This is a genomic window from Pseudomonas sp. RIT-PI-r, assembly GCF_001297015.1.
GTDB lineage: Bacteria > Pseudomonadota > Gammaproteobacteria > Pseudomonadales > Pseudomonadaceae > Aquipseudomonas.
On sequence record NZ_LIGE01000037.1, the window covers coordinates 332,955 to 354,747 of the forward strand.

The 21,793-nt window shown below is 58.3% G+C and carries 22 protein-coding genes; 10 read left to right on the forward strand and 12 right to left on the reverse strand.

Annotated elements, in window-relative coordinates:
- Positions 1–6 precede the first annotated feature (6 nt).
- Together AK821_RS23600 and AK821_RS23605 are read left to right on the forward strand one after the other, a co-directional pair.
- A complete protein-coding gene (locus tag AK821_RS23600) occupies positions 7–786 on the forward strand; it encodes a hypothetical protein (protein ID WP_064392114.1) in 780 nt (259 codons plus the stop codon).
- A gap of 57 nt (positions 787–843) precedes the next feature.
- On the forward strand, positions 844–2,775 hold the full coding sequence (locus AK821_RS23605) for an alkaline phosphatase D family protein (protein WP_064392115.1): 1,932 nt from the start codon (positions 844–846) through the stop codon (positions 2,773–2,775).
- 117 nt (positions 2,776–2,892) lie between these two features.
- Here the strand turns inward: AK821_RS23605 and AK821_RS23610 are convergent, their stop codons facing one another.
- A complete protein-coding gene (locus tag AK821_RS23610) occupies positions 2,893–4,065 on the reverse strand; it encodes an aspartate aminotransferase family protein (RefSeq protein ID WP_064392117.1) in 1,173 nt (390 codons plus the stop codon).
- Positions 4,066–4,167: 102 nt separating this feature from the next.
- Between AK821_RS23610 and AK821_RS23615 the strand changes: the two genes are divergently transcribed.
- The 3 genes from AK821_RS23615 (at position 4,168) to AK821_RS23625 (ending at position 6,369) form a co-directional block, all read left to right on the forward strand.
- The gene (locus AK821_RS23615) at positions 4,168–5,073 is read left to right on the forward strand and encodes a LysR family transcriptional regulator (protein ID WP_064392119.1); all 906 of its coding nucleotides are present in this window, start codon (positions 4,168–4,170) and stop codon (positions 5,071–5,073) included.
- A 55-nt stretch (positions 5,074–5,128) separates the two neighbouring features.
- Entirely contained in the window at positions 5,129–5,533 is a 405-nt protein-coding gene (locus AK821_RS23620; protein WP_064392121.1) for a GNAT family N-acetyltransferase, read from the forward strand.
- Between the two features lie 134 nt (positions 5,534–5,667).
- On the forward strand, positions 5,668–6,369 hold the full coding sequence (locus AK821_RS23625; RefSeq protein WP_007949995.1) for a hypothetical protein: 702 nt from the start codon (positions 5,668–5,670) through the stop codon (positions 6,367–6,369).
- 289 nt (positions 6,370–6,658) lie between these two features.
- Here the strand turns inward: AK821_RS23625 and AK821_RS23630 are convergent, their stop codons facing one another.
- The 8 genes from AK821_RS23630 to hmpA form a co-directional block, all read right to left on the reverse strand.
- Positions 6,659–7,150, reverse strand: coding sequence for a RidA family protein (locus AK821_RS23630; RefSeq protein ID WP_007916938.1), 492 nt, complete (start codon positions 7,148–7,150; stop codon positions 6,659–6,661).
- Between the two features lie 321 nt (positions 7,151–7,471).
- Positions 7,472–8,359 carry a heme o synthase gene (gene cyoE / locus AK821_RS23635; RefSeq protein ID WP_053123579.1) on the reverse strand — a complete coding sequence of 296 codons (888 nt, stop codon included), beginning with the start codon at positions 8,357–8,359 and terminating at the stop codon, positions 7,472–7,474.
- 10 nt (positions 8,360–8,369) lie between these two features.
- Positions 8,370–8,705, reverse strand: coding sequence for a cytochrome o ubiquinol oxidase subunit IV (cyoD, locus tag AK821_RS23640; RefSeq protein WP_007916940.1), 336 nt, complete (start codon positions 8,703–8,705; stop codon positions 8,370–8,372).
- Positions 8,705–9,328 (reverse strand): cytochrome o ubiquinol oxidase subunit III, encoded by a 624-nt coding sequence (gene cyoC / locus AK821_RS23645; protein WP_016985612.1) that lies wholly within the window; start codon positions 9,326–9,328, stop codon positions 8,705–8,707. Before cyoC ends, cyoD begins: the two co-directional genes overlap by 1 nt.
- Before the next feature lie 3 nt (positions 9,329–9,331).
- Positions 9,332–11,362, reverse strand: a complete 2,031-nt coding sequence (cyoB, locus tag AK821_RS23650) for a cytochrome o ubiquinol oxidase subunit I (protein ID WP_064392123.1) — start codon at positions 11,360–11,362, stop codon at positions 9,332–9,334.
- Positions 11,363–11,365: 3 nt separating this feature from the next.
- Positions 11,366–12,307: a ubiquinol oxidase subunit II gene (cyoA, locus tag AK821_RS23655; RefSeq protein ID WP_007916947.1), complete on the reverse strand. Its 942-nt coding sequence runs from the start codon at positions 12,305–12,307 to the stop codon at positions 11,366–11,368.
- Between the two features lie 842 nt (positions 12,308–13,149).
- The gene (locus AK821_RS23660) at positions 13,150–13,659 is read right to left on the reverse strand and encodes a disulfide bond formation protein B (RefSeq protein WP_064392125.1); all 510 of its coding nucleotides are present in this window, start codon (positions 13,657–13,659) and stop codon (positions 13,150–13,152) included.
- Positions 13,660–13,914: 255 nt separating this feature from the next.
- A complete protein-coding gene (gene hmpA, locus AK821_RS23665) occupies positions 13,915–15,096 on the reverse strand; it encodes an NO-inducible flavohemoprotein (protein ID WP_064392127.1) in 1,182 nt (393 codons plus the stop codon).
- Positions 15,097–15,260: 164 nt separating this feature from the next.
- On the opposite strand from hmpA, the gene norR reads away from it, so the two are divergent.
- From norR to AK821_RS23690, 5 genes are all read left to right on the forward strand, one after another.
- Complete coding sequence (gene norR, locus AK821_RS23670) at positions 15,261–16,820, forward strand: nitric oxide reductase transcriptional regulator NorR (protein ID WP_064392129.1); 1,560 nt, start codon at positions 15,261–15,263, stop codon at positions 16,818–16,820.
- 317 nt (positions 16,821–17,137) lie between these two features.
- Positions 17,138–18,040 carry a chemotaxis protein CheV gene (locus AK821_RS23675; protein ID WP_008084803.1) on the forward strand — a complete coding sequence of 301 codons (903 nt, stop codon included), beginning with the start codon at positions 17,138–17,140 and terminating at the stop codon, positions 18,038–18,040.
- Between the two features lie 27 nt (positions 18,041–18,067).
- The gene (locus AK821_RS23680) at positions 18,068–18,526 is read left to right on the forward strand and encodes a GNAT family N-acetyltransferase (RefSeq protein ID WP_064392131.1); all 459 of its coding nucleotides are present in this window, start codon (positions 18,068–18,070) and stop codon (positions 18,524–18,526) included.
- Between the two features lie 148 nt (positions 18,527–18,674).
- A complete protein-coding gene (locus tag AK821_RS23685) occupies positions 18,675–19,001 on the forward strand; it encodes a hypothetical protein (protein WP_064392133.1) in 327 nt (108 codons plus the stop codon).
- 83 nt (positions 19,002–19,084) lie between these two features.
- Positions 19,085–19,834, forward strand: a complete 750-nt coding sequence (locus AK821_RS23690; protein WP_064392134.1) for a YkgJ family cysteine cluster protein — start codon at positions 19,085–19,087, stop codon at positions 19,832–19,834.
- 140 nt (positions 19,835–19,974) lie between these two features.
- On the opposite strand, the gene AK821_RS30870 is transcribed toward AK821_RS23690, so the two are convergent.
- The 3 genes from AK821_RS30870 to AK821_RS23700 all read right to left on the reverse strand — a co-directional run bounded on the left by AK821_RS30870 (position 19,975) and on the right by AK821_RS23700 (position 20,938).
- Complete coding sequence (locus AK821_RS30870) at positions 19,975–20,130, reverse strand: hypothetical protein (RefSeq protein WP_162531854.1); 156 nt, start codon at positions 20,128–20,130, stop codon at positions 19,975–19,977.
- Positions 20,131–20,281: 151 nt separating this feature from the next.
- The gene (locus tag AK821_RS23695; RefSeq protein WP_064392135.1) at positions 20,282–20,521 is read right to left on the reverse strand and encodes a hypothetical protein; all 240 of its coding nucleotides are present in this window, start codon (positions 20,519–20,521) and stop codon (positions 20,282–20,284) included.
- Positions 20,522–20,632: 111 nt separating this feature from the next.
- Positions 20,633–20,938 carry a hypothetical protein gene (locus tag AK821_RS23700; protein WP_064392137.1) on the reverse strand — a complete coding sequence of 102 codons (306 nt, stop codon included), beginning with the start codon at positions 20,936–20,938 and terminating at the stop codon, positions 20,633–20,635.
- Between the last annotated feature and the right edge of the window lie 855 nt (positions 20,939–21,793).

Genomic DNA, 21,793 nt, shown 5'->3' on the forward strand with positions numbered 1-21,793 from the left:
GATCGAATGGATTTTCTGCATTTAGTGGTTTTTGTCGCTACCTGGGGTTTCATGTGGCGCTGGGTGGTGAAGAACCGCGGCAACTGGAATCTGTTCTTCGGCAACATTGTCGGCGTGGCGGGCGGTGTGATTGTGGCCATGGTGGTGCTTTCCATTTCGCTGTCGTTGTTTCCCGACAAGAAATCTGCCGAAACCGTCGAGACAACAGCGCAGACATCCCAACAACTCATGCCCTCCGCTGAAACACAGGTCATCGCGCCGGCAGAGCCGGCCGTTGCAGTGGCCGAAGCGGTGTCGCCGCCGGCACCTGCGCAAGCAGCGGTCGCCACAGCCGCTTCTGCCGCGCCGAATGCCACGACACAAAAGTCTGAACCGCCGGAATCTGCATTGCTTCCTGATTACCGTGGCCGGTCGCGAAAAACCTTATCCGAAAACCTTATCGTCAACGATTTCAACGAGACCGATCGCGCCGTCATCAATGCCAAACGCCAGGCTGCTGGTGATGGAGCAGACGCTGACCGATCCTACATGGCCGTTGTCATGTGCATTCCGGCGTTACAGCACGCTCTGCGTTTCCCCTCCACAGAGCGTGTGATTGGCCCGGCCTTCAAAGCTAGCCGCCAGAACGACCAGATTTATAAAGTCCCCGCGGTTATCTCGGCAGACAACATGTTGGCCGCGACGGTCGTCTACAACTACAGCTGCTCCATGCAAGCAGTCGCGGGCGCAGATGGCGATACCCAGTGGAACCTGGTGGATTTGAGCCTCACGCAAACATCTCGCTGAACGCCGTTTGCTGCCTGCGCTATGATCGCCGACCTGCACTTAGAGTCCTGACACCGGATGCCTGCTTCCGCGCTATCGCCTGATTCCCCCGCCTCACTGCCTGCAATACTGGCGGGCCCTTTGCTGCGGCGACTGGAACCGGCACGCCTGGTGATGTGGCTGGTCGCAAGCCGCAAGCTTTCGCTGACGCTGCGTCTGCAAGATGTCGCCGATATACCGCTGGACGATGGCAACTGTACGACCATCGCGGTGGGCCAGCATGCTTTCGTGCATTTGATCGATGTTGCATTAACTACCCCGCTACCCTGCGACACGCGGGTCGATTACGACTTGCTGATTGATGAGACGGCAAGCGGAATTGCCGATTGGGCGCCGCACTTACTTTACGGCGATGCCCGCTGCCCGAACTTCGTCATACGTTCGCGAATCGACCAATTGCTACATGGCTCCTGCCGCAAACCCCATCACCCGGCGGTGGACGGTCTGCTCTGCGTCGATCAACTGTTAGCGACGGAAACCGACCCGCAACAACGCCCCGCCCTGCTCATGATGAGCGGCGACCAGGTCTACGCCGACGATGTTGCCGGTCCGATGTTGCGCGCAATTCATGCCTTGATCGAACGACTCGGACTGTTCGATGAACACCTCGAAGGCGCCGTGGTCAGCGATAGCGCCAAGCTCTACAAACACCCGGCCAGTTACTACCACCGTGCGGATTTGTTACCGGCGCTGGAAAGTAACGAGACATTGCGCGAGCGATTTTTCGGTGGTGCGCGTAAGCCGATTTTCACCAGCAGCAGCGCTGACAATCACTTGGTGACCTTCGCCGAAGTCATGGCGATGTACTTGTTGGTGTGGTCGCCGACGGCTTGGTCGCTGATCAATCCGCAAGCTCCTGAACTGACGCCCGAACGCCTCAAGCGCTACACCCTCGAACAGACTCGCATCGATGCCTTCAAGGCTGGATTGGACAAGGTCGCCCGCGCGCTGGCGCATCTGCCGAGCCTGATGATTTTCGACGATCACGACATCACCGATGACTGGAACCTGTCTGCGCAATGGGAGGAAACGGCCTACGGTCATCCGTTCTCCAAACGCATCATCGGCAATGCGCTGATCGCGTATATGTTGTGTCAGGGCTGGGGCAATAATCCCGATGCTTTCAAGGATGTCTTGGAGAAAACCCTGGGGCTGAGCGCCAGCGGTGATGACCAATATCTCGACAGCCCGGTGCAGGATGCTCTGATCGATGATTTGCTGCGCTTTCAACAATGGCATTTCGTCCTGCCGAGCAGCCCGGCGCTCGTGGTCATCGACACGCGCACCCGGCGCTGGCGCAGTGAGATGGCGCTCAAGCAACCCTCGGGCCTGCTCGATTGGGAGGCGTTGAGCGAGCTGCAACAGGAACTGCTCGATCACCCGTCAGCGATCATCGTTTCCCCGGCACCGATCTTCGGCGTGAAGCTGATCGAAACGGTGCAGAAGGTGTTCAGCTGGTGCGGTTACCCGCTGCTGGTCGACGCGGAAAACTGGATGGCCCATCGCGGTGCGGCGCAGGTGATCCTGAACATTTTCCGCCACTCGCGCACACCGGGTAACTACGTGGTGCTGTCCGGCGATGTGCATTATTCCTTCGTCTACGAAGTGCTTATCCGCCACCGCAAGGCCGGTCCGCGAATCTGGCAGATCACCAGCAGCGGCATCAAGAACGAGTTTCCGAAAAGCCTGCTGGAATGGTTCGACCGCCTCAACCGCTGGCTCTACTCGCCACGCTCCCCGCTGAACTGGTTCACCAAACGCCGACGCATGCGCATCGTGCCGTACACGCCGGAACATGCTGAGGCAGGTGAACGCTTATGGAATTCGGCGGGGATCGGTCAGGTGTTTTTCAATGAACAGGGGCAGCCGCGGGAGATCATTCAGCACAATTCGAATGGCAAGGCGAAGACACGGATGCTGGCGCCGGATCTGGCGGATTATCCGGACTAGAGGCTTCCCGTGTGGGAGCGAGCTTGCTCGCGAATGCGGTCGAGCATTCAACATTAATGTCGACTGTGACGACGCCTTCGCGAGCAAGCTCGCTCCCACAGGGTTATCGGATATCCATTAACTCGCGGAAACAATCCGCCCAACTCCTCTGACAATCATCTCCACCTCCCGCTCATCAATCGTCAGCGGTGGCAGCAGCCGTATCGTCTTGCCCCGCGTGACGTTGATCAACAGCCCATGATCCCGCGCGGCGATCAGGGTCAGATCACGCACCGGTTGTTTCAGCTCGATACCGATCATCAAGCCCTGCCCGCGAATCGCCAGCACATTGGGATTGTCCGCCAGCTCTGCACGCAGACGAGTCAACAGCCGTTGCCCCTGAATCCGGGCGTTTTCCAGCAGGCCCTGTTCTTCGATGATATCCAGCACCGTGCAAGCGACCCGGCACGCGAGTGGATTGCCGCCGAAGGTGCTGCCATGGCTCCCGGGCGTAAACAGATCTGCCGCCCTGCCCCGGGCGAGGCACGCGCCGATCGGCACGCCGTTGCCCAGTCCTTTTGCCAGGGTCATGACGTCCGGGACAATGCCTTCATGTTGAAACGCGAACCAGCGCCCGGTGCGTCCGATGCCGGTCTGGATTTCATCAAGCATCAATAACCACGCATGGCGATTGCACAGTTCGCGTAGCGCTTTCAGGTAACCGGGCGGCGCGAGCTGCACACCGCTTTCGCCCTGGATTGGCTCGACCAGAATCGCGACGATGCGCTCGCCGTGCTTTTGCTGCACCTGTTCCAGCGCAGCGAGATCACCGAACGGCACTTTGAGGAAATCCCCCGGCAATTCGTTGAAACCCAGGCGCACCGCCGGACCATCACTGGCCGACAAGGTGCCGAGTGTGCGGCCGTGGAACGCGTTGGCCATGACCACCACCAGCGGCTGTTCGATGCCCTTGCGCCAACCGTACAAACGCGCCAGTTTCAATGCCGTTTCATTGGCCTCAGCACCGGAGTTATTGAAGAACGCCCGCTCCATGCCCGACAGCTCGGTCAGCCGTTTGGCCAATTGTTGCTGCCAGTCGATGCTGTACAGATTCGATGTGTGCAGCAGCAACCCGGCCTGCTCGCTGATCGCCGAAACGATCCGCGGATGCGAGTGGCCGACATTGGTCACCGCGACACCGGCCACCGCATCCAGATACTCGCGGCCGGCCTGATCCCACAGGCGAGTGCCCAGGCCTTTGGTGAAGCTCAAGGCCAGTGGTTGGTAGGTGTTCATCAAGGCGGCGGTCATGACTTGAAACTCCAGTGCAGGTCGGTGTGCTGGCAGTATGGTTAGCCAGCGAAACTGGATAAACTCGGCAAAACTTCATTCATTTAAAAGCAGAGCTTGATAATGGACCTGTTCCAGTCGATGAGCGTGTACGTCAAAGTCGTCGAAGCCGGGAGCATGACGGCGGCCGCGTTGCAGTGCGACATGTCGACGACCATGGTTGGCAATCATCTTCGCGCGCTGGAGCAACGGCTCGGTGTGCAACTGTTGCAGCGCACCACTCGACGTCAGCGACTCACTGAATTCGGCAGCGTTTACTACCAGCGCTGTCTGGAAGTGTTGGGGTTGGTCGCCGATTCCGAACGTCTCGCCGAGCAGACCCTCGATCAACCGCGGGGCATGCTGCGCCTCACCGCGCCGCTGACGTTCGGCGTCGAACGGCTGGCGCCGGCGCTCAGTGAGTTTTCCCTGTTGTACCCCCAAGTCAAACTCGATGTGATCCTGACCAACAGCCGTCCCGATCTACTGGAAAGCGGCCTCGATGTGGCGTTTCGGCTGGGCAATTTCGACCAGTCCAACCTGATCGCCCGACCCTTGATCGACTACACCCTGACCGTGTGCGCCTCGCCGCACTATGTTGCCCGGCGCGGCATGCCGAAAACCCCGGAAGACTTGCAACAACACGACTGCCTGTCGTTCGCCTATCCCGCCGGCGACGACTGGCAATCGGTGGAAAAACGCTGGCGCCTCGGCGGCCCCGACGGGGAAATCATGGTCGACGTCAGCGGGCCTATGCTGATCAACAGCTCCGCCGGCCTGCATCAGGCGGCACGCACCGGCATGGGCATCGTGATGCTGCCGGATGCGCTGGTGGAACAAGACCTGCGTGAAGGCCGACTGGTGAAGGTGATCGCCGACTTCCAGCCACCCAGCCGACCGATGCATCTGCTCTACGCGCCGGATCGCTATCGCTTGCCAAAATTGCGCCGGTTCGTGGAGTTTGCGATGCAGACGTGGGGGAAATCCTGAGGCTGCGCGGCTCCACCCTTCCATGAAAAATCGCTGACAAGGACCCGAACAGCAGATGAACAACACTCTCAACGTACGTGATTTGCTGCCCGCCGAAACGCAATCGGTGCGGCAGTTTCTCGGGGAGCATGGCTGGGGCCATCGCACCGGCTCAGCTGAACACTTCGCCCTGCTGATCAAGAACTCTCAGCGCACCGCCGTCGCCGTCGAGGGTGAGCAGATCATCGGATTCGCCCGCGGAATCAGCGATGGTTTGTCCAACGGTTACCTGTCGATGGTGGTGGTCGATGACCAGCATCGGCGTGAGGGGATTGGCCGCGCACTGGTCGAGCACATCATGGGCGACAAACCGGATATCACGTGGGTGCTGCGTGCCGGGCGCGAAGGCGCAGAGGCTTTTTTTGCCAGCCTGGGTTTTGAGACCTCGGTGATCGCCATGGAACGGCCGCGCCGGAAATAACCCACTGCGGGAAAAAACTCGACCGGCAGACCGTTGCTCCGTGACAACGCCGCCGCGCTCCCCTAAATTAGTCGGCCTGAAAAAGCCCTTGGGTTTTCTCATCTCCACTCAAGTTAAAAAGTAGTGAAATTTCAATGTCCGATTTCAACACCGCTGAATCCGTAGTCACCGAATCGTCCAAAGCGGAATACGAAAACTCCATCAATCTTTCACAACACCTGCCACAAGCCAAAATCATCAGCGAGATGGTCCTGGACGCGTTCCAGTCGACCCGCGAAAGCGACCAGATCCGCGAGCTGCGCGCGGCGATCCGTCAGGCTCACGACAGCTTCGATGACGACAAGGCCTACGAGCTGATGGGCGAACTCAAGGCACTGAAAGACGCCGAAGCCGCCGACCTCGCCGCCCTTGAAGACCTCAGCAGCAAGTTCTCGATCGGCCGCATCCTGTCCAGCTTCAAGGACGATCCGGCGTTCCAGGAAATCGTTTACGGCCTCGCGCTGAAAGTGCTGAACCAGACCCATCAGGCGATCAGCAACCCGAGCGGCGGCAAGAGCAAGGCTGCGAAGAAGAAAGAAGTCGAAATCTTCACCATCAGCAAGGACGGCATCAGTGTGACCCTGCCACTGCGCACGCCACGCTCGCGCCTGAACGTTGACCGTGCAGCGCTGGAGTTCCTCGGTTTCACCTTCGTCGGTGAAGGCGAAGAAGCGGAACTGGAAAGCGAAGTCTTCGTCGACAACGCTGGCACCGAGCAGGCGGTAAACCGCAAGAACATCATCACCGCGCTGCAACAGCAGACTGCGTTCGATGGCTATAGCATCGCCGCGCAGTAATAGCGCAGCCGCTGTACGAAAAAGCCCCGCGCTGGGATTCAGTGCGGGGCTTTTTGGTTTTCGGCTGGGGATTCGTGAGGAGGCGAAAATCCTCGCCCCTCACCCCTGCCCTCTCCCGAGGGAGAGGGAGCCGATCGTGAGATATTCAAGAGATGCACCGAAATGAAAGTGCGGTGCCGAATCCACAATCGCCTCGGCCTCTCAGGTCGATGTATAGCGCAAGAAACCTCGGTCAGTCCCCTCTCCCTCCGGGAGAGGGTTAGGGTGAGGGCAAGCCGTGAAGTCACCCTCAAGCCGAAGGATGCAACGCTACAATCATGTCCACCTCAATCGCCGCATTCTTCGGCAACTGATAAACACCGACTGTGGTGCGCGTGTGCCGGCCGGCATCGCCGAGCACATGACTGAACACGTCCGAGGCACCGTTGGCCACTTCACTCAGGTCAACGAAGTCCGGCGTCGACTTCACATACACCGTCACCCGCAACAACGCCTTGATCTTGTCCAGTGAACCCACCGCATCGACGATCAGCGCCAGGCAACGCATTGCACTGATGCTCGCGGCGGCTTGCGCATCCTTGAGGGTCAGCTCCAGTCCGACGCGACCCGGGTACTGAATCTTGCCATTAGTGCGCGGCACCATACCGCTGATGTACAGCTCATCATGATGACGGATCAGCGGCGCGTAATTGCCGCCGGCGGTGTTCTCACCATAGATGTCGTAGTTCAGCTCTTGGGCCAGGGCAATAAAACGCTCGTCGCAGGTCATCCTCTCAGTCATTTCGCCCAGCCTTATGATCAGTGCATAAAAAACCGTAGGTCAGGACAGTTGAGCGCGAGCAAATGGCAAGGCGCTACCACTGTCATGGTTGGATCCAAATCTAGGGGGTTTACTGGAAGTCTGCAACCAGCAACCCAGCAAATTCAGTGACGTTGGAATTCGCGAGCAGGCTCGCTCCCACATTGGATCTGCGTCGATCGAATATCCCCTGTGGGAGCGAGCCTGCTCGCGAAGGGCAGCACATCAAATCAGCATAATCCACCCAACAAAAAACCCCGCACATCTCTCAATGTGCGGGGTTTTTCTTCAAGCCTTTGAGCCTTACGGCGCGTACGTCAGCAGCAACTCTGCCGGCACCTTGAAGTCCAGGGACATCATGACGCTCAACGCAGTGATGGTGAAGATCGAGAACACGAACAGCTTGCGTGCCCAGACCGTGTCATCCACCGCTTTGTAGCCGGTCCAGGCCATGTACAACCAGTACATGCCCATGGCCGCGGCGACGGCGAGGTAGCTCATGCCGGCGTAACCGCTGAAGGTCAGCATCAAGGTCGCCACGAGGAACGCCAGGATGTAGAGCAGGATGTGCTTCTTCGCCACTTGAATCCCGCGCTTCACTGGCAACACCGGAATCGATGCGGCCAGGTAATCATTGAAGCGGAAGATCGCGATGGCGTAGGAATGCGGCATCTGCCACAGACTGAACATCACCAGCAACGTCAGCGCGGCCATGTCGAAGCTGTTGGTGACGGCAACGTAACCGATCACTGGCGGCATGGCGCCCGACAGACTGCCCACCAGCGTGCCGTGAACCGACTTGCGCTTGAGGTACAGGCTGTAGAAGCCGACGTAGATAACGAAGCCGATCACCGCGAACAAAGCGGCCAACGGGTTGGCCACCTTGTACAACAAAGCAACGCCGAGAACACCAAGGATGGTCGCGTAGACCAAGGCCAGTTTCAGGGAGATCAAGCCCTGCACCAGCACCCGGTTCTTGGTGCGTTCCATCTTCAGGTCGATGTCGCGGTCGATGCAGTTGTTGAACACGCAACCGGAGGCAACAACCAGGGATGTACCGATCATGGCAGCCAGAAACACCGCCAGATCGACATGCCCTTTCGAGGCCAGGAAGAACCCGCCTGCCACAGAAAGCACGTTACCGAAAATGATCCCCGGTTTGGTGATTTGGATAAAGTGCTTGAGCGACATCGGGTCTACCTCACTTCGCCATCATGTACGTGTGGATGCTGAACATGATCCACAGCGACAGGCCAACCAGCAGCACGATCACGATCGCCGTGAAGACGAATGCGATCACGTTGTTACGCTGAGCAATGGAACGGTCCAGGTGCAGGAAGTAATACAGGTGAACGATCACCTGAATCACTGCGAACAGCAGAACGATTGCCAGCGTGGTGGCTTTCGGCAGGCTCGGGTACATCACCAGACCGAAAGGAATCACGGTCAGGATCACCGACAGGATGAAGCCAATGGCGTACGACTTTACGCTGCCGTGGCCAGCATCATGGCTGTCATGGGAGTGTGCATTAGCCATTACAGAGTCCCCATCAGGTAAACAACGGTGAATACGCAGATCCACACCACGTCCAGGAAGTGCCAGAACAGGCTCAGGCAGCTCAGACGGGTCTTGTTGGTCGCCGTCAGGCCGTGCTTGTTGACCTGGTACATCATGATGCCCATCCAGATCAGACCCGCAGATACGTGCAGACCGTGGGTACCGACCAGGGTGAAGAACGCGGACAGGAAGCCCGAACGGCTAGGACCGAAGCCCTCGGAGATCAGCAGGTGGAACTCGTTGATCTCCATGGCGATAAAGCCTGCGCCCAGCAGGAAGGTCATGAACAACCAGCCCAGAACCTGCTGCTTCTTGCCTTTGAACAACGCCAGCATGGCGAAGCCGTAGGTGATCGAACTGAACAACAGCAGAGCGGTTTCGCCCAGCACGTATGGCAGTTCGAAGATGTCGTGGCCCGCTGGGCCACCGGCTACGTTGTTTACCAGTACTGCGTACACCGCGAAGATCGACGCAAACAGAATGCAGTCGGTCATCAGGTAGAGCCAGAAACCGTATACGGTCATCTCGCCCGAGTCGTGGTGATGGTCATCGTGCCCATGGTCACCATGGGCGTGTCCAACATTGGTCACTAAGTTCGACATGGTTTAAGCCTGTTCCAACGAGGTTTCAACACGGGTGGCACCGGCCGGGATTTTCCCTGCCGCAACCAGACGCTTGTGCTGCTCGGCTTCGATACGCTCGATCGTTTCAACCGGAACCATATAGCCCTGGTCGTCACGTGCAGCGTGGATCACGAAGTAGATGATGGTGCCGGCCAGGCTGGCGATCGCCAACCACCAGATGTGCCAGATCATCGCGAAACCGAAGACGGTCAACAGTGCGCCCATCACCACGCCAGTGGCTGTGTTGTTCGGCATGTGGATCGGCTCGTACTTGGCCGGTTGCTGGTACGCAGTACCGTTTTCCTTGGCTTCAGTGAACGGGTCGATGCAGTCAGCCTTAGGCAGCACGGCAAAGTTGTAGAACGGAGGTGGCGACGAGGTCGACCATTCCAGGGTGTGTGCATTCCACGGGTCACCGTGATCGCAAACGTTCTCTGGCTTGTTACGGTCACGCACGCTCACATAGAGCTGGATCAGCTGGCAGGCGATACCCACAGCGATCATCACCGCACCGAACATGGCAACGTACAGGTACGGTACCCACTCAGGGTTGGTGGTGGCGTTCAGACGACGGGTCATGCCCATGAAGCCCAGTGCATAGAGCGGCATGAACGCGACGAAGAAGCCCGAGATCCAGAACCAGAACGCTGCTTTACCCCAGCCTTCGTGCAGCTTGAAGCCGAACGCTTTCGGGAAGTAGAACGCGAAACCAGCGATGTAACCGAATACCGCACCGCCGATGATCACGTTGTGGAAGTGTGCGATCACGAACAGGCTGTTGTGCAGAACGAAGTCAGCACCCGGAATGGCCAGCAGTACGCCGGTCATGCCGCCGATGGCGAAGGTCACCATGAAGCCCAGAGTCCACAGAACCTGGCTGGTGAAGCGCAGACGGCCCTGGTAGATGGTGAACAGCCAGTTGAATAGCTTCACACCCGTCGGGATGGAAATCAGCATCGTCGCCAGACCGAAGAAGGCGTTGACGCTGGCACCCGAACCCATGGTGAAGAAGTGGTGCAGCCAAACCATGAAGCCCAGTACCGAGATCGCGCCCGAGGCGTAGATCATCGAGTGGTGGCCGAACAGTTTCTTGCCGGTGAAGGCCGAGATCACTTCCGAGAAGATGCCGAATGCCGGCAGGATCAGGATGTAAACCTCAGGGTGGCCCCACGCCCAGAACAGGTTGACGTACATCATTGGATTGCCACCAAGTTCATTGGTGAAAATGTGGAAATCCATGTAACGGTCAAGGGTCAGCAGTGCCAGGGTAGCGGTCAGGATCGGGAACGAAGCCACGATCAGAACGTTTGCCCAGGTGCAGGTCCAGGTGAAGATCGGCATGTCCATCAGTTTCATGCCAGGGGTACGCATTTTCAGTACGGTCGCGAGGAAGTTGACCCCCGTTAGCGTCGTACCTAAGCCGGATAGCTGTAGCGCCCAGATGTAGTAGTCCATACCCACGCCAGGGCTGTACTGCAGACCCGACAATGGTGGATAGGCAACCCAACCGGTCTTGGCGAATTCGCCGACGCCCAGGGACAGGTTGATCAGTACTACGCCGGATACCAGCAGCCAGAAGCTCAGGGAGTTCAGGAACGGGAACGCAACGTCACGCGCGCCGATCTGCAGCGGCACTGCAAGGTTCATCAGGCCGGTGAAGAATGGCATCGCCATGAAGATGATCATGATCACACCGTGAGCGGTGAAGATCTGGTCATAGTGTTCAGGTGGCAGGTAGCCAGGCGAACCCTCGGTGGCCATGGCCAACTGGGTACGCATCATGATGGCGTCGGCAAAACCGCGCAGCAGCATGACCATGGCAACGATGATGTACATCACGCCGATTTTCTTGTGGTCGACCGAGGTCAACCACTCGGTCCACAAGTACGTCCACTTCTTGAAGTAGGTGATTGCAGCGAACAGCGCCAGACCACCGAGGGCGATCATGGCGATGGTCACCATCACGATCGGCTCGTGGAATGGGACTGCTTCCCAACTTAATTTACCAAACATCGTTTACTCCTCTGCCCCGGCAGCTGAATGCGAACTCGAGTCAATTTCCGTGGCCGCCACTTCTTTCTCTTTCTTCTCGTGCTTCAGCGGCTTGCCCGGCTTCATACCTTCGTACTTGTCGACGATGATCTGGAACTGGTTCGGCGTGACCGAGGAGTAGAGCTCGACTGGGTTGTTCTGGCTCGGTTTGGCAAGGGCCGCGTATTCAGCTTGATCAAGCTGTTTAGGTGACTTCTTGACTTCACTTACCCAGGCGTCGAAATCTTCCTGAGTGGTGGAGATAGCTTTGAACTTCATGCCGGTGAAACCCGCGCCGCTGTAGTTGGCGGAGATACCGTCCATTTCAGCGTTACGGTCAGCGATCAGGTGCAGCTTGGTCTGCATGCCCGCCATCGCGTAGATCTGGCCGCCCAGACCCGGGATGAAGAACGAGTTCATCACAGCGTCAGAGGTGATCTTGAAGTTGATTGGCGTGTGCGCCGGGAACACGATCTTGTTGACCGTGGCAATGCCTTGTTCCGGGTAGATGAACAGCCACTTCCAGTCCAGCGCGACCACTTCGATGGTCACAGGCTTGACGTCGGATTGAATCGGACGATACGGGTCCAGTTCGTGGGTCGAAATGTAGGTGATGTAACCCAGGGCAATGATGATCAGGACCGGGATGGTCCAGACTGCCACTTCGATTTTGGTCGAGTGCGACCATTTCGGGGTGTAGACGGCGTTCTTGTTGGACGCGCGGTACTTCCAGGCGAACAGGAAGGTCATGACGATAACCGGCACAACAACCAACAGCATCAGCAGCGTGGCGGTGATGATCAGGTTGCGCTGTTCCAGGCCGACCTGGCCCGTTGGATTGAGCAAGGTCATGTTGCAGCCTCCCAGCAACAACGTGCCGAGCAGCGGCACTAGGCCTAGTAATCTGGGGTACCTGTTTTTACTCATCTCACGACCTCTAAAGCAGCTTGCGCAATGCAGTTGGGTTTTGATCGCCAACACTTCACCCTGCCAAGGGTTGGCATTTTCTTTGGATTGAATAAGGGCCGCCCGTCGCGCGTCAGACGCTCGACAAAACCTGGGACAGCGGTCAGTTCTTATTCGAATTCGTGGTCAAAGGCCTTGTTACAGACCAATTCCATTTGGTGCGGAAAGTTGGAAGGCACCGACACCTGGGTGTCTTGGAAGCCTTTCGACTCACTCGACACCCGACTTTCTGCGCAGCGCCTTAATAAAAAGCGTTCCTTAATAAAGGCTGAACAGTGCCGGGAATTCAGTGCGGGCGATTGTAGATAGGTAGCGCCCTATACACCATGTCTTATCCCGAAATAATTTTTATCCGTTCGAGCAACAATCCATCGCCATTTTTGCAAAAGTTCCGCATGTTATCGAAATCGATTCTCAACAAAAACACCAAAAATTGTAGGTGTACCCGCCCCAGTTCAGACAGCTCTGAGGGCTTTTTCCGACGCCTCGAACAGCGCAAGCCCCGATAACCCAAGGCTTTTGGCCATATGCCAGCGCTTGTTAAAACTGCCTGCTCTGGCACTCTCGTGCTAAAGCCGAAAAACCTCGAAACAGACCAATCCTTTTTTGTAACAACGACCGATTCCGTGTCACTGAAGAGCGCTGCGACACGGCGTGTGTGACAACATGTCGCACATCTGCCACACCCTCACTTGCCGTCCGTCACGGTGTTTTCACAAACACTCTGAAATGCAAAACGCCCCGATATGCTGATACGCAAATCGAGGCGTTTTCTGTATCGGCCAGACTGCCGATTAGTTGATTCAGCGCAGTGCTTTTCGGTTACGCAAGGTCAGCAGCGGCACCAGAATCACCACCAGCACGAACGCCAGCAACGCCCATTGCGCCAACGACAGACCGAGAATCGGCGGATACGGTGTCGAGCAGAAACCGTCGACCTGAAAGCCCAGCGGGAAGATCTTCGCCAGCGGCAAGTCGTCGACAATTGGCTGCAGCACATCGATGCCACAACTCACTGCCGGATAGAACTGGGTGTACACGTGATGGCCGGCCACAGCGGCGCCGGCAATCGCGCAAATCACTACCAGGACTTCGAACACGGTGATGTTGCGGCGGGTGCGCATGGCCGCGCCGATAAAGGCGAACAATGCGATCAGCAGCAATGCATAACGCTGCAGGATGCACAGCGGGCATGGCGCCTCGCCCAGTACGATTTGCATATAAAGCGCGCCACCGATCAGCGCCAGACAGATGATCCCCAACAGCACCAGAAAGCGCCGCTCACGGCCCAACCGAATCGTTTCCTCGCTCATCGCGTTTCCCTTTTATGTCCATGGTTCAGCCGGCCGACGGCTGAAAGTTGTCGCAAGTCTACACCGGGGGAATAAACGATAAAGCAGTTAAGGAACCATTAAGTTGTAGGGATATTTTGCGAATCAGAATGGTGTAACGGCCATCGCGAGCAGGCTCACTCCTACAAGGGATCTGTGTCGTACACCATTCTCATGTACGCCACTGCGCCTGTAGGAGTGAGCCTGCTCGCGATGAAGGCGACTCGGTCTTAAGGATTACTCCAGAGCCGAAGCCGGCCCGAAGAACTCGTAACGACTCTGCTTCTCCGGCACACCCAAGGCTTTCAGATGACGCTTGATCGCCCCCATGAACCCTTTCGGGCCAAGGAAATACGCATCGACATCACGCTGCTCCGGCAGCCATTCGCCCAACTGCTCCAGACTCAGCAGGCCCACCTTGTCCGCCGCCGGGCTGACGCCATCGTCTTCGGCGTAGCAGTAGAAACGCTTGAGTTGCGGATGACGCGCCGCCAGACCATCGACCCAATCGCGGAACGCATGGACGCTGCCATTGCGCGCGCAGTGAATGAAGTGCACCGGGCGCTCGGTTTCCAGCGCCGCTTCGAGCATCGCCAGCGTCGGGGTGATGCCGACGCCGCCGCTGATCAACACCAGCGGTGTGTCGCTGGCCGTCAAAGTAAACTCGCGCGACGGTGGAAACAGCTGAATGCTCGCGCCGACATGCAGTTGATCGTGCAAATGGTTCGATGCGCGACCACCCGGTTCACGCTTGACGCTGATGCGGTACTGACCTTTATTGGCCAGCGCCGACAGCGAGTAGTTACGGCGGATTTCTTCGCCATCGAGGATCAGCTTCATGCCGATGTACTGACCCGGTTCGGCTGCCAGAATCGGGCCCTTGTCGGCAGGTTCAAAGTAGAAGGAGATGATTTCCGCGCTCTCCTCGACCTTGGCCGCGACGATGAATTCGCGCGCTCCGCGCCAGCCGCCAACCGCTTGTTCTTTCTGGTCGTAGATCGCGGTTTCGGCGCCGATCAGAATGTCCGCCAATTGGCCGTAGGCCGCCCCCCAAGCGCTCATCACTTCCGGGGTGGCGATCTCTTCGCCGAGCACTTCGGAAATGGCGCGCAGCAGGCAGGCACCGACAATCGGGTAGTGCTCCGGGAGGATCTGCAGAGCGACGTGCTTGTTGATGATTTTCGCTACCAGATCGCCCAACTGGTCGAGTTGATCAATGTGGCGGGCGTACATCAATACACCGTTGGCCAGGGCACGGGGCTGGTCGCCGCTGGCCTGGTGCGCCTGGTTGAACAGCGGGCGCACCTCAGGGTATTCAGAGAGCATCATGCGGTAGAAGTGCGTGATCAGCGCTTCACCGCCGCTCTCCAGCAGAGGCACGGTGGATTTGACGATGGCACGATCCTGGACGCTAAGCATAAGAGCAACTCCTGAGCTTTCTTGAAAAGTTACCTTAGGCTTATCAGATTTCATGCCAAGTTTTTTATCCATATAAATCAATAACTTGAAAGTATAGTAGTCATAACGACTCAAACAGACTTATAGTCATCTCGACTACATCGTGTCCCTTTGACTACAAGACCATGACCGCCAAATCCCTGCTCACCGCCCTGCTGCCTCTGGTTTCCGACCTCTCCCGCGAACTGCCTGAGGGCGAGCGTTACCGACGCCTGCTCGAAGCCATGCGCGCGCTGTTGCCCTGCGATGCCGCCGCGTTGTTGCGGCTCGACGGTGAATCGCTGGTGCCGCTGGCGGTGGACGGCTTGAGTACCGACACTTTGGGCCGGCGCTTCAAAGTCAGCGAACACCCGCGCTTCGAAATCCTGCTGGCCGGCGCCGGGCCGACCCGCTTCGCCGCTGACAGTGATTTGCCCGATCCTTACGACGGCCTGGTCGATGGTCTCGATGATCATCTAGAAGTTCACGACTGTCTGGGCTGCCCTTTGTTTGTCGAAGAAAAGCTCTGGGGCCTGATCACCCTTGATGCACTCGATCCAGAGCGTTTCGAACCCATCGAACTCGACGCCCTGCAAGCCTTTGCCAGCCTCGCCTCGGCCACGGTCAACGCCGCCGAGCGCATCCAACGCCTGGCCAATCGCGCAGAAGATGAACATCAGCGCGCCGAGGTCTATCGTCAGGCCAGCGGCCAGCAGAACCGCGAGATGATCGGTCAGAGCAAAGCGCTGAAGAAGTTAGTGGAAGAGATCAATCTGGTCGGCGGCAGCGATCTGACCGTGTTGATCACCGGCGAAACCGGCGTCGGCAAAGAGCTGGTCGCCCAGGCCATTCACGCCGCTTCACCGCGCGCCGACAAACCGATCATCAGCCTCAACTGCGCCGCCCTGCCGGACACCCTGGTGGAAAGCGAACTGTTCGGCCACGTGCGTGGCGCCTTCACTGGCGCCACCAGCGACCGTCGCGGCAAGTTCGAACTGGCCAATGGCGGCACGCTGTTTCTCGATGAAGTCGGCGAATTGTCGTTGACGGTGCAGGCCAAGTTGCTGCGGGTTTTGCAGAGCGGACAGTTGCAGCGCCTGGGCTCGGATAAGGAGCATCAAGTCGATGTGCGCCTGATTGCCGCGACCAACCGCGACCTGGCCGAAGAAGTGCGCAGCGGCCGCTATCGTGCCGACTTCTATCATCGCCTCAGCGTCTACCCGCTGCGCGTGCCGGCGCTGCGTGATCGTGGGCGTGATGTGTTGCTGCTCAGTGGTTTCTTTCTGGAGCAGAACCGTTCGCGCATGGGCCTTAATAGCCTGCGTCTGAACAGCGATGCGCAGGATGCGCTGCTCGCTTATACGTGGCCGGGGAACGTTCGCGAGCTGGAGCATTTGATTGGGCGCAGTGCGTTGAAGGCGTTGGGTAACTGCAAGGTGCGGCCGAAGATCCTCAGTTTGAGCGCGGCGGATCTGGATTTGCCGCGTGAGGTTGTGGATAACTCAGTTGAGGCTGTTGTCGGTGTCGTGGCTGAGATGCCGCTGATCAGTGGGGATTTGCGCAGTGCGACCGAGCAGTATCAGCGGCGTTTGATCAGTGCGGCGCTGGAGCGGAATCAGGATAACTGGGCGAGTGCGGCGCGGGAGTTGGGGCTGGATCGGGCGAACCTTGGGCGGATGGCCAAGCGGTTGGGCATGAAGAGCTAGAAGCACACCCTCACCCTAGCCCTCTCCCACTGGGAGAGGGGACTGATTGGGGGATATTGGAGATGTCCGCCGACGTGAACCTGCTTTACCGAATCCATAATCGACTCGGTCGTTCAGGTCGATGTACAACGTTTGACACCTCCGTCGGCCCCCTCTCCCTCCGGGAGAGGGCTGGGGTGAGGGGCTTGGCTTTGGCTTTTGATCTGCACGCCACCCGACAACTAACCTAAAGCCCACCCCTTTAACGCCGATAACCCGGCATCAATAGTTTCTGGCGATTTCCACCCTCGCCCACCACCTTTCCACAGAAGGTTCATATGTCCTCCACCAAAGCCCGCGCAGACTCACTTTCGCTTCTGCTGTTTACCTTGCGCAGCGGCAAGTTGATGGCGATCAACCTGCTGAAAGTCAGTGAAATCATCCCCTGCCCGCCGCTGACCAAGCTGCCGGAGTCGCACCCGCACGTCAAAGGCATTGCCACGTTGCGCGGCGCCTCGTTGTCAGTCATCGACCTCAGCCGCGCCATCGGTGAACGTCCGCTGGAAGACCCGAACGGCGGTTGCCTGATCGTCACCGACGTCAGCCGCTCCAAACAGGGCCTGCACGTCCAGGCTGTGAGCAAAATCGTCCATTGCCTGACCACCGACATCAAGCCACCACCGTTTGGCTCGGGCGGTTCGCGCGCCTACATCACCGGTGTGACCTCGGTGGACGGCACGCTGGTGCAGGTGCTGGATATCGAAAAGGTTATCCACAGCATTGCCCCGGCGCAGATCGAAATGGCCCCGACCGACCTGACCATGGAAGACGCCGAAGTGCTCGGCAACGCGCGCATTCTGGTGGTCGACGACAGTCAGGTAGCACTGCAGCAATCGGTGCACACCCTGCGCAACCTCGGCCTGCAATGCCACACCGCCCGCAGCGCCAAGGAAGCCATCGACTGCCTGCTCGACCTGCAAGGCACCGCGCAGCAGATCAACCTGATCGTCTCCGACATCGAAATGTCCGAGATGGACGGCTACGCCTTCACTCGCACCCTGCGCGAAACGCCGGACTTCGCCCATTTATACGTGCTGCTGCACACCTCGCTCGACAGCGCGATGAACAGCGAGAAAGCGCGCCTGGCCGGAGCGAATGGCGTGCTGACCAAGTTCTCCTCGCCGGAACTGACCCACTGCCTGATCGAAGCGGCCAAACACGTCGCGGCACACGGGCACTGAGTCTTGGCCGAGACGTATTGTTTTTTGATGCGGCGCGACCTCGGTAAGGACGCGCCGGATGCACCTTGGCCACAAGATATTGAACTGTGTACGTACTCCGTCGAAATGGCGGCGGACGTGCATCATTTGATGCAACTCGGTTATCACGAAGGCGGCGGCCGGGTCCCAGCGCTGGACGCCTGGCAACAGCAGTTCGAAACCGATCCTGAATATGATCCGACGCTGTGCTTTATTGCCCGCGATGCCGAGGGTGTCGTCGGTGTGGCGCAATGCTGGACCAGCTCCTATATCAAGAATCTGGTGGTGCATCCGCGGATGCAGGGGCGCGGATTGGGCTGGGCGTTGCTGTTCAATGCATTCAAGGTGTTTCAGCAACGGCGCGAAGGGTTTGTTGATTTGAAGGTACTGGAAGACAACCGGCGGGCGCAGCGCTTGTATGAAAGTGCCGGGATGTATGTGGTCCGCCGCGAGCTGGTGCCGGACTGAAAGTCCGTCATCGTGAGCAGGCTCACTCCTACAGGGGAATGCATTCCAAAATGTAGGAGTGAGCCTGCTCGCGATGGGGCCATCCCAGACAACTTTCCACCCCCGGCACACTCCAACCTTGGCCACTCACGCCCCAGGATGCCTGATCATGAAAACCCTCACCGCCAGCCTGCTCTGCCTCACCGCCCTCGCCTCCCAGGCCAACGCCTCCAGCCCCGACGCCTGGGCGGCCTACGACAAAACCGTACTCGCCAGTTGCAGCAAAGCCAGCGGCCTGAAAAACGCCAAACCCGTCGGCACACCCGCACAATTCGACGACCGCGTCGGCTACACCGCCGTGTTGCTGCAAGGCCAATACCCGCAAAAACACATGAAGGGCCAGCAAGGCACCGAACTGTGTCTGTACAACAAACAGTCGAAAACCGCCTTCGTCACCGAGTGGGACTCGATCCGTCCGACCGCTAAAGCGAAGTGAGTGGCGCACAACTTGCTTCAACCCGGGCCTGTGCGGTGGTTTTCCGTCACCGTTTCACACCTTGATTGAAGACAGATCGCTCAATGAATACGACGTTTTCCTGCGTAGGCTGCGGCAAATGCTGCACCGATCACCATGTCCCTCTGACCCTGGCCGAAGCCCGAATGTGGGCGGCGGATGGCGGTCAGGTGATCGTGCTGGTCGAAGCCTTTCTCGGCAATGGTCTGGGCTTGCCGGCGCAACAGCGTGAGCACGCTGAACGTCGCTCCATAGTCGTTCGCAGTGGCGCGACAGACGCCCATGTGGCGATCACCTTCGCCGCGTACAACGTCGGCCCCTGCCGGAATCTTGACGAAGACAAGCTGTGCCGGATCTACGAGCGGCGGCCGCTGGTATGTCGCATTTATCCGGCGGAAATCAACCCGCACATCCCGCTCAACCCTGCTGCCAAGGACTGCCCGCCGGAGTCCTGGCAACAGGGGCCGGTGTTGATTGCTGGCGGTGAGTTGGTGGATCAGGAGCTGGTTGAATTGATTCAACGTTCGCGCCAGGCGGATCGGGATGACATCGGCACCAAGGATGCTATCTGTGGGCTGCTGGGGATTCGTACCACGGCGCTGAAGGGGGACGGCTTTACCGCTTACCTGCCGAACATGACGGCGTTCGCCACGGTCATCGATCAGGTGAGTGCGCAGCCGCCGGGCGACGCATACAGTGAATGGCTGTTTCATGTGTCCGGAGATGACATTGCCGGGCAAGTGCTGGCGGCAGGGGCGCAAGTGGTGACCGAGCCGGCGCAGACATACGCGTTTATCTCGTTGCGGGCGGCCTGATCAGAATTTTACGGCGAACGAACTGGCCTCATCGCTGGCAAGCCAGCTCCCACAGGGTTTTGTGGCGTACACAAATTGTGTGAACACCCGAGAATAATGTGGGAGCTGGCTTGCCAGCGATGGGGCCTTTGCAGGCAACCTCAATCGCGGATCTGCCGCCGCGCCCAGAACTCCCGCGCCAGCAACCTTAAATCCCCGGCCAACCTCGCCACATCCTCGGAGTTGCGCTGACTCTGCCGCCCCTCATACAGCTCCACATCGACGTTGCGACCGGTCACCGGGAGATTGATCTTCATGGGATAGCGCGTTCGTTTTATTGGAAAGAGTCGGCAGGGCTGCTGACTCTAAGCGCACCAAATGGTTAAACGTTGATCTGGCTCAGGAACTGAGCACTTAGCCATCACTGTGATGAAAAATCACAGCGATGGCCGCAGGCGGGATTAAAACTCAGCGCTTGCCCATCGAACGACGGGTGCCCGGCGGCGCCATGCCCGGGGTCTTGGTGTGGCCGTTCTTGGCGCCGTTCTTGTACCACGGCTGGTTCGAGCCTTTGGCAGAAGCCAGTTCGCCCGGCTTGAACGGAAATTTGAACGCCGGGATATCGGCTTTGGTATCGCTGGTTTCGGCCAGTTCAGCCGGGACATCGCTCACAGCGTCGTCAACCGGCGGCAGGGTCGGGGAAGTCATAAAAGCTCCGGAAAGCAAAAAGTCGGGCCCGATCAGTGAGCCGCGAAGGCGCGCAGTATACCTGTGCGCCAAGGTTGGGCACCTGAAGATTTGCAGCGCACGCCGAACGGTTTACAGGTAACTGATGATGACGATGCCTTTGTCGGTCGAGGTCTTCAGCGCTTCGTAGCGCATGGAAATCGGCAGCGCCTGATGACTGCAAGCGTTGCGATCGGTGTCGACATCGACTTTCACGCCGGGCTTGATTTCGATCTGGCGAGACTCACGAGACGCAAACGCCCCGACCGGTCCGACCTGACAGCCCGAATCAACGATCTGCCCGGTGAAGCGGATCTCGCCGGATTGACTGGCAGGCGCTGCAAACGTAGTGAGTGGAAGCAAGAGGAGCAAAGACGGCAGAGCGGTTTTCAGCTTCATTTCAAGACACTCCCGGGGTGATGCCCAGAGAAGGCCTGGGCTACACATTATTTATCCGCGTGCAGGGGCGGATCTTGAGAAGCGTAGTTGGCAAATGGGTCCCGAATAGGGACTGATCGGTCCTTTTTGGGACCGTTATACCGCCATCGCGAGCAGGCTCACTCCTACAATTGGAATGCGTTTTAACTGTGGGAGCCAGCCTGCTGGCGATGAACGATGACGCGGTTTTCAACCCTGCGGATCTACCCGATCCAGCGCCCGGTTTACCGCCAGCTCGGCGAGCATGGCGTCTTCGAGTGGGGTGGTGGGATCGATAGGTGGATCTGGAACCGGCTTAGTCATTGGAAACCCTATTTTGCAAATGGAAGCCATCCTTTGCCGTTTCTCACGCGGCGAAGTGGGTGGCAGCTATGTGCGGGGTGAGAAACCGGAAAAATAGGAAACCGGCCAGACCGAAGTCTGCCCGCACATAGCCGCCATGAAGCATTTGCAGGCAGCGGACAAGCCGCCGGCAATTATGCGGACTGATGGACTGAATCACTAATTTTTCAGGGTTCTCACACCCGATCGCCGAGCTTTCGGCGACAACCAAAGACTAGAGAGCGCACGTCCGACGGACAACCTGAAAACCTTGTGGGAAGGTTCTGGTTATTTGACACAGATTTAAACAGTCAAAAGCCAACCCTCACCCTAGCCCTCTCCCTGTATGTACCGGACACATGGTGGACGGGTGTTCGGAGACATGGTGGACACATTTTAATAGACACATTGCTCATCACCAAGGAGATGACCTGTGTCCTGGGAAGAGGTGTCCACCGTGCAGCTTCGTTCAGAATTCGTGCTTTTGGCTCGGCA

Excerpts from the sequence above, each read along its gene's own strand:
- AK821_RS23600 (WP_064392114.1), top strand. The coding sequence starts at position 7 with ATGGATTTTCTGCATTTAGTGGTTTTTGTCGCTACCTGGGGTTTCATG.
- AK821_RS23605 (WP_064392115.1), top strand. The coding sequence starts at position 844 with ATGCCTGCTTCCGCGCTATCGCCTGATTCCCCCGCCTCACTGCCTGCA.
- AK821_RS23610 (WP_064392117.1), bottom strand. The coding sequence starts at position 4,065 with ATGACCGCCGCCTTGATGAACACCTACCAACCACTGGCCTTGAGCTTC.
- AK821_RS23615 (WP_064392119.1), top strand. The coding sequence starts at position 4,168 with ATGGACCTGTTCCAGTCGATGAGCGTGTACGTCAAAGTCGTCGAAGCC.
- AK821_RS23620 (WP_064392121.1), top strand. The coding sequence starts at position 5,129 with ATGAACAACACTCTCAACGTACGTGATTTGCTGCCCGCCGAAACGCAA.
- AK821_RS23625 (WP_007949995.1), top strand. The coding sequence starts at position 5,668 with ATGTCCGATTTCAACACCGCTGAATCCGTAGTCACCGAATCGTCCAAA.
- AK821_RS23630 (WP_007916938.1), bottom strand. The coding sequence starts at position 7,150 with ATGACTGAGAGGATGACCTGCGACGAGCGTTTTATTGCCCTGGCCCAA.
- cyoE (WP_053123579.1), bottom strand. The coding sequence starts at position 8,359 with ATGTCGCTCAAGCACTTTATCCAAATCACCAAACCGGGGATCATTTTC.
- cyoD (WP_007916940.1), bottom strand. The coding sequence starts at position 8,705 with ATGGCTAATGCACACTCCCATGACAGCCATGATGCTGGCCACGGCAGC.
- cyoC (WP_016985612.1), bottom strand. The coding sequence starts at position 9,328 with ATGTCGAACTTAGTGACCAATGTTGGACACGCCCATGGTGACCATGGG.
- cyoB (WP_064392123.1), bottom strand. The coding sequence starts at position 11,362 with ATGTTTGGTAAATTAAGTTGGGAAGCAGTCCCATTCCACGAGCCGATC.
- cyoA (WP_007916947.1), bottom strand. The coding sequence starts at position 12,307 with ATGAGTAAAAACAGGTACCCCAGATTACTAGGCCTAGTGCCGCTGCTC.
- AK821_RS23660 (WP_064392125.1), bottom strand. The coding sequence starts at position 13,659 with ATGAGCGAGGAAACGATTCGGTTGGGCCGTGAGCGGCGCTTTCTGGTG.
- hmpA (WP_064392127.1), bottom strand. The coding sequence starts at position 15,096 with ATGCTTAGCGTCCAGGATCGTGCCATCGTCAAATCCACCGTGCCTCTG.
- norR (WP_064392129.1), top strand. The coding sequence starts at position 15,261 with ATGACCGCCAAATCCCTGCTCACCGCCCTGCTGCCTCTGGTTTCCGAC.
- AK821_RS23675 (WP_008084803.1), top strand. The coding sequence starts at position 17,138 with ATGTCCTCCACCAAAGCCCGCGCAGACTCACTTTCGCTTCTGCTGTTT.
- AK821_RS23680 (WP_064392131.1), top strand. The coding sequence starts at position 18,068 with ATGCGGCGCGACCTCGGTAAGGACGCGCCGGATGCACCTTGGCCACAA.
- AK821_RS23685 (WP_064392133.1), top strand. The coding sequence starts at position 18,675 with ATGAAAACCCTCACCGCCAGCCTGCTCTGCCTCACCGCCCTCGCCTCC.
- AK821_RS23690 (WP_064392134.1), top strand. The coding sequence starts at position 19,085 with ATGAATACGACGTTTTCCTGCGTAGGCTGCGGCAAATGCTGCACCGAT.
- AK821_RS30870 (WP_162531854.1), bottom strand. The coding sequence starts at position 20,130 with ATGAAGATCAATCTCCCGGTGACCGGTCGCAACGTCGATGTGGAGCTG.
- AK821_RS23695 (WP_064392135.1), bottom strand. The coding sequence starts at position 20,521 with ATGACTTCCCCGACCCTGCCGCCGGTTGACGACGCTGTGAGCGATGTC.
- AK821_RS23700 (WP_064392137.1), bottom strand. The coding sequence starts at position 20,938 with ATGAAGCTGAAAACCGCTCTGCCGTCTTTGCTCCTCTTGCTTCCACTC.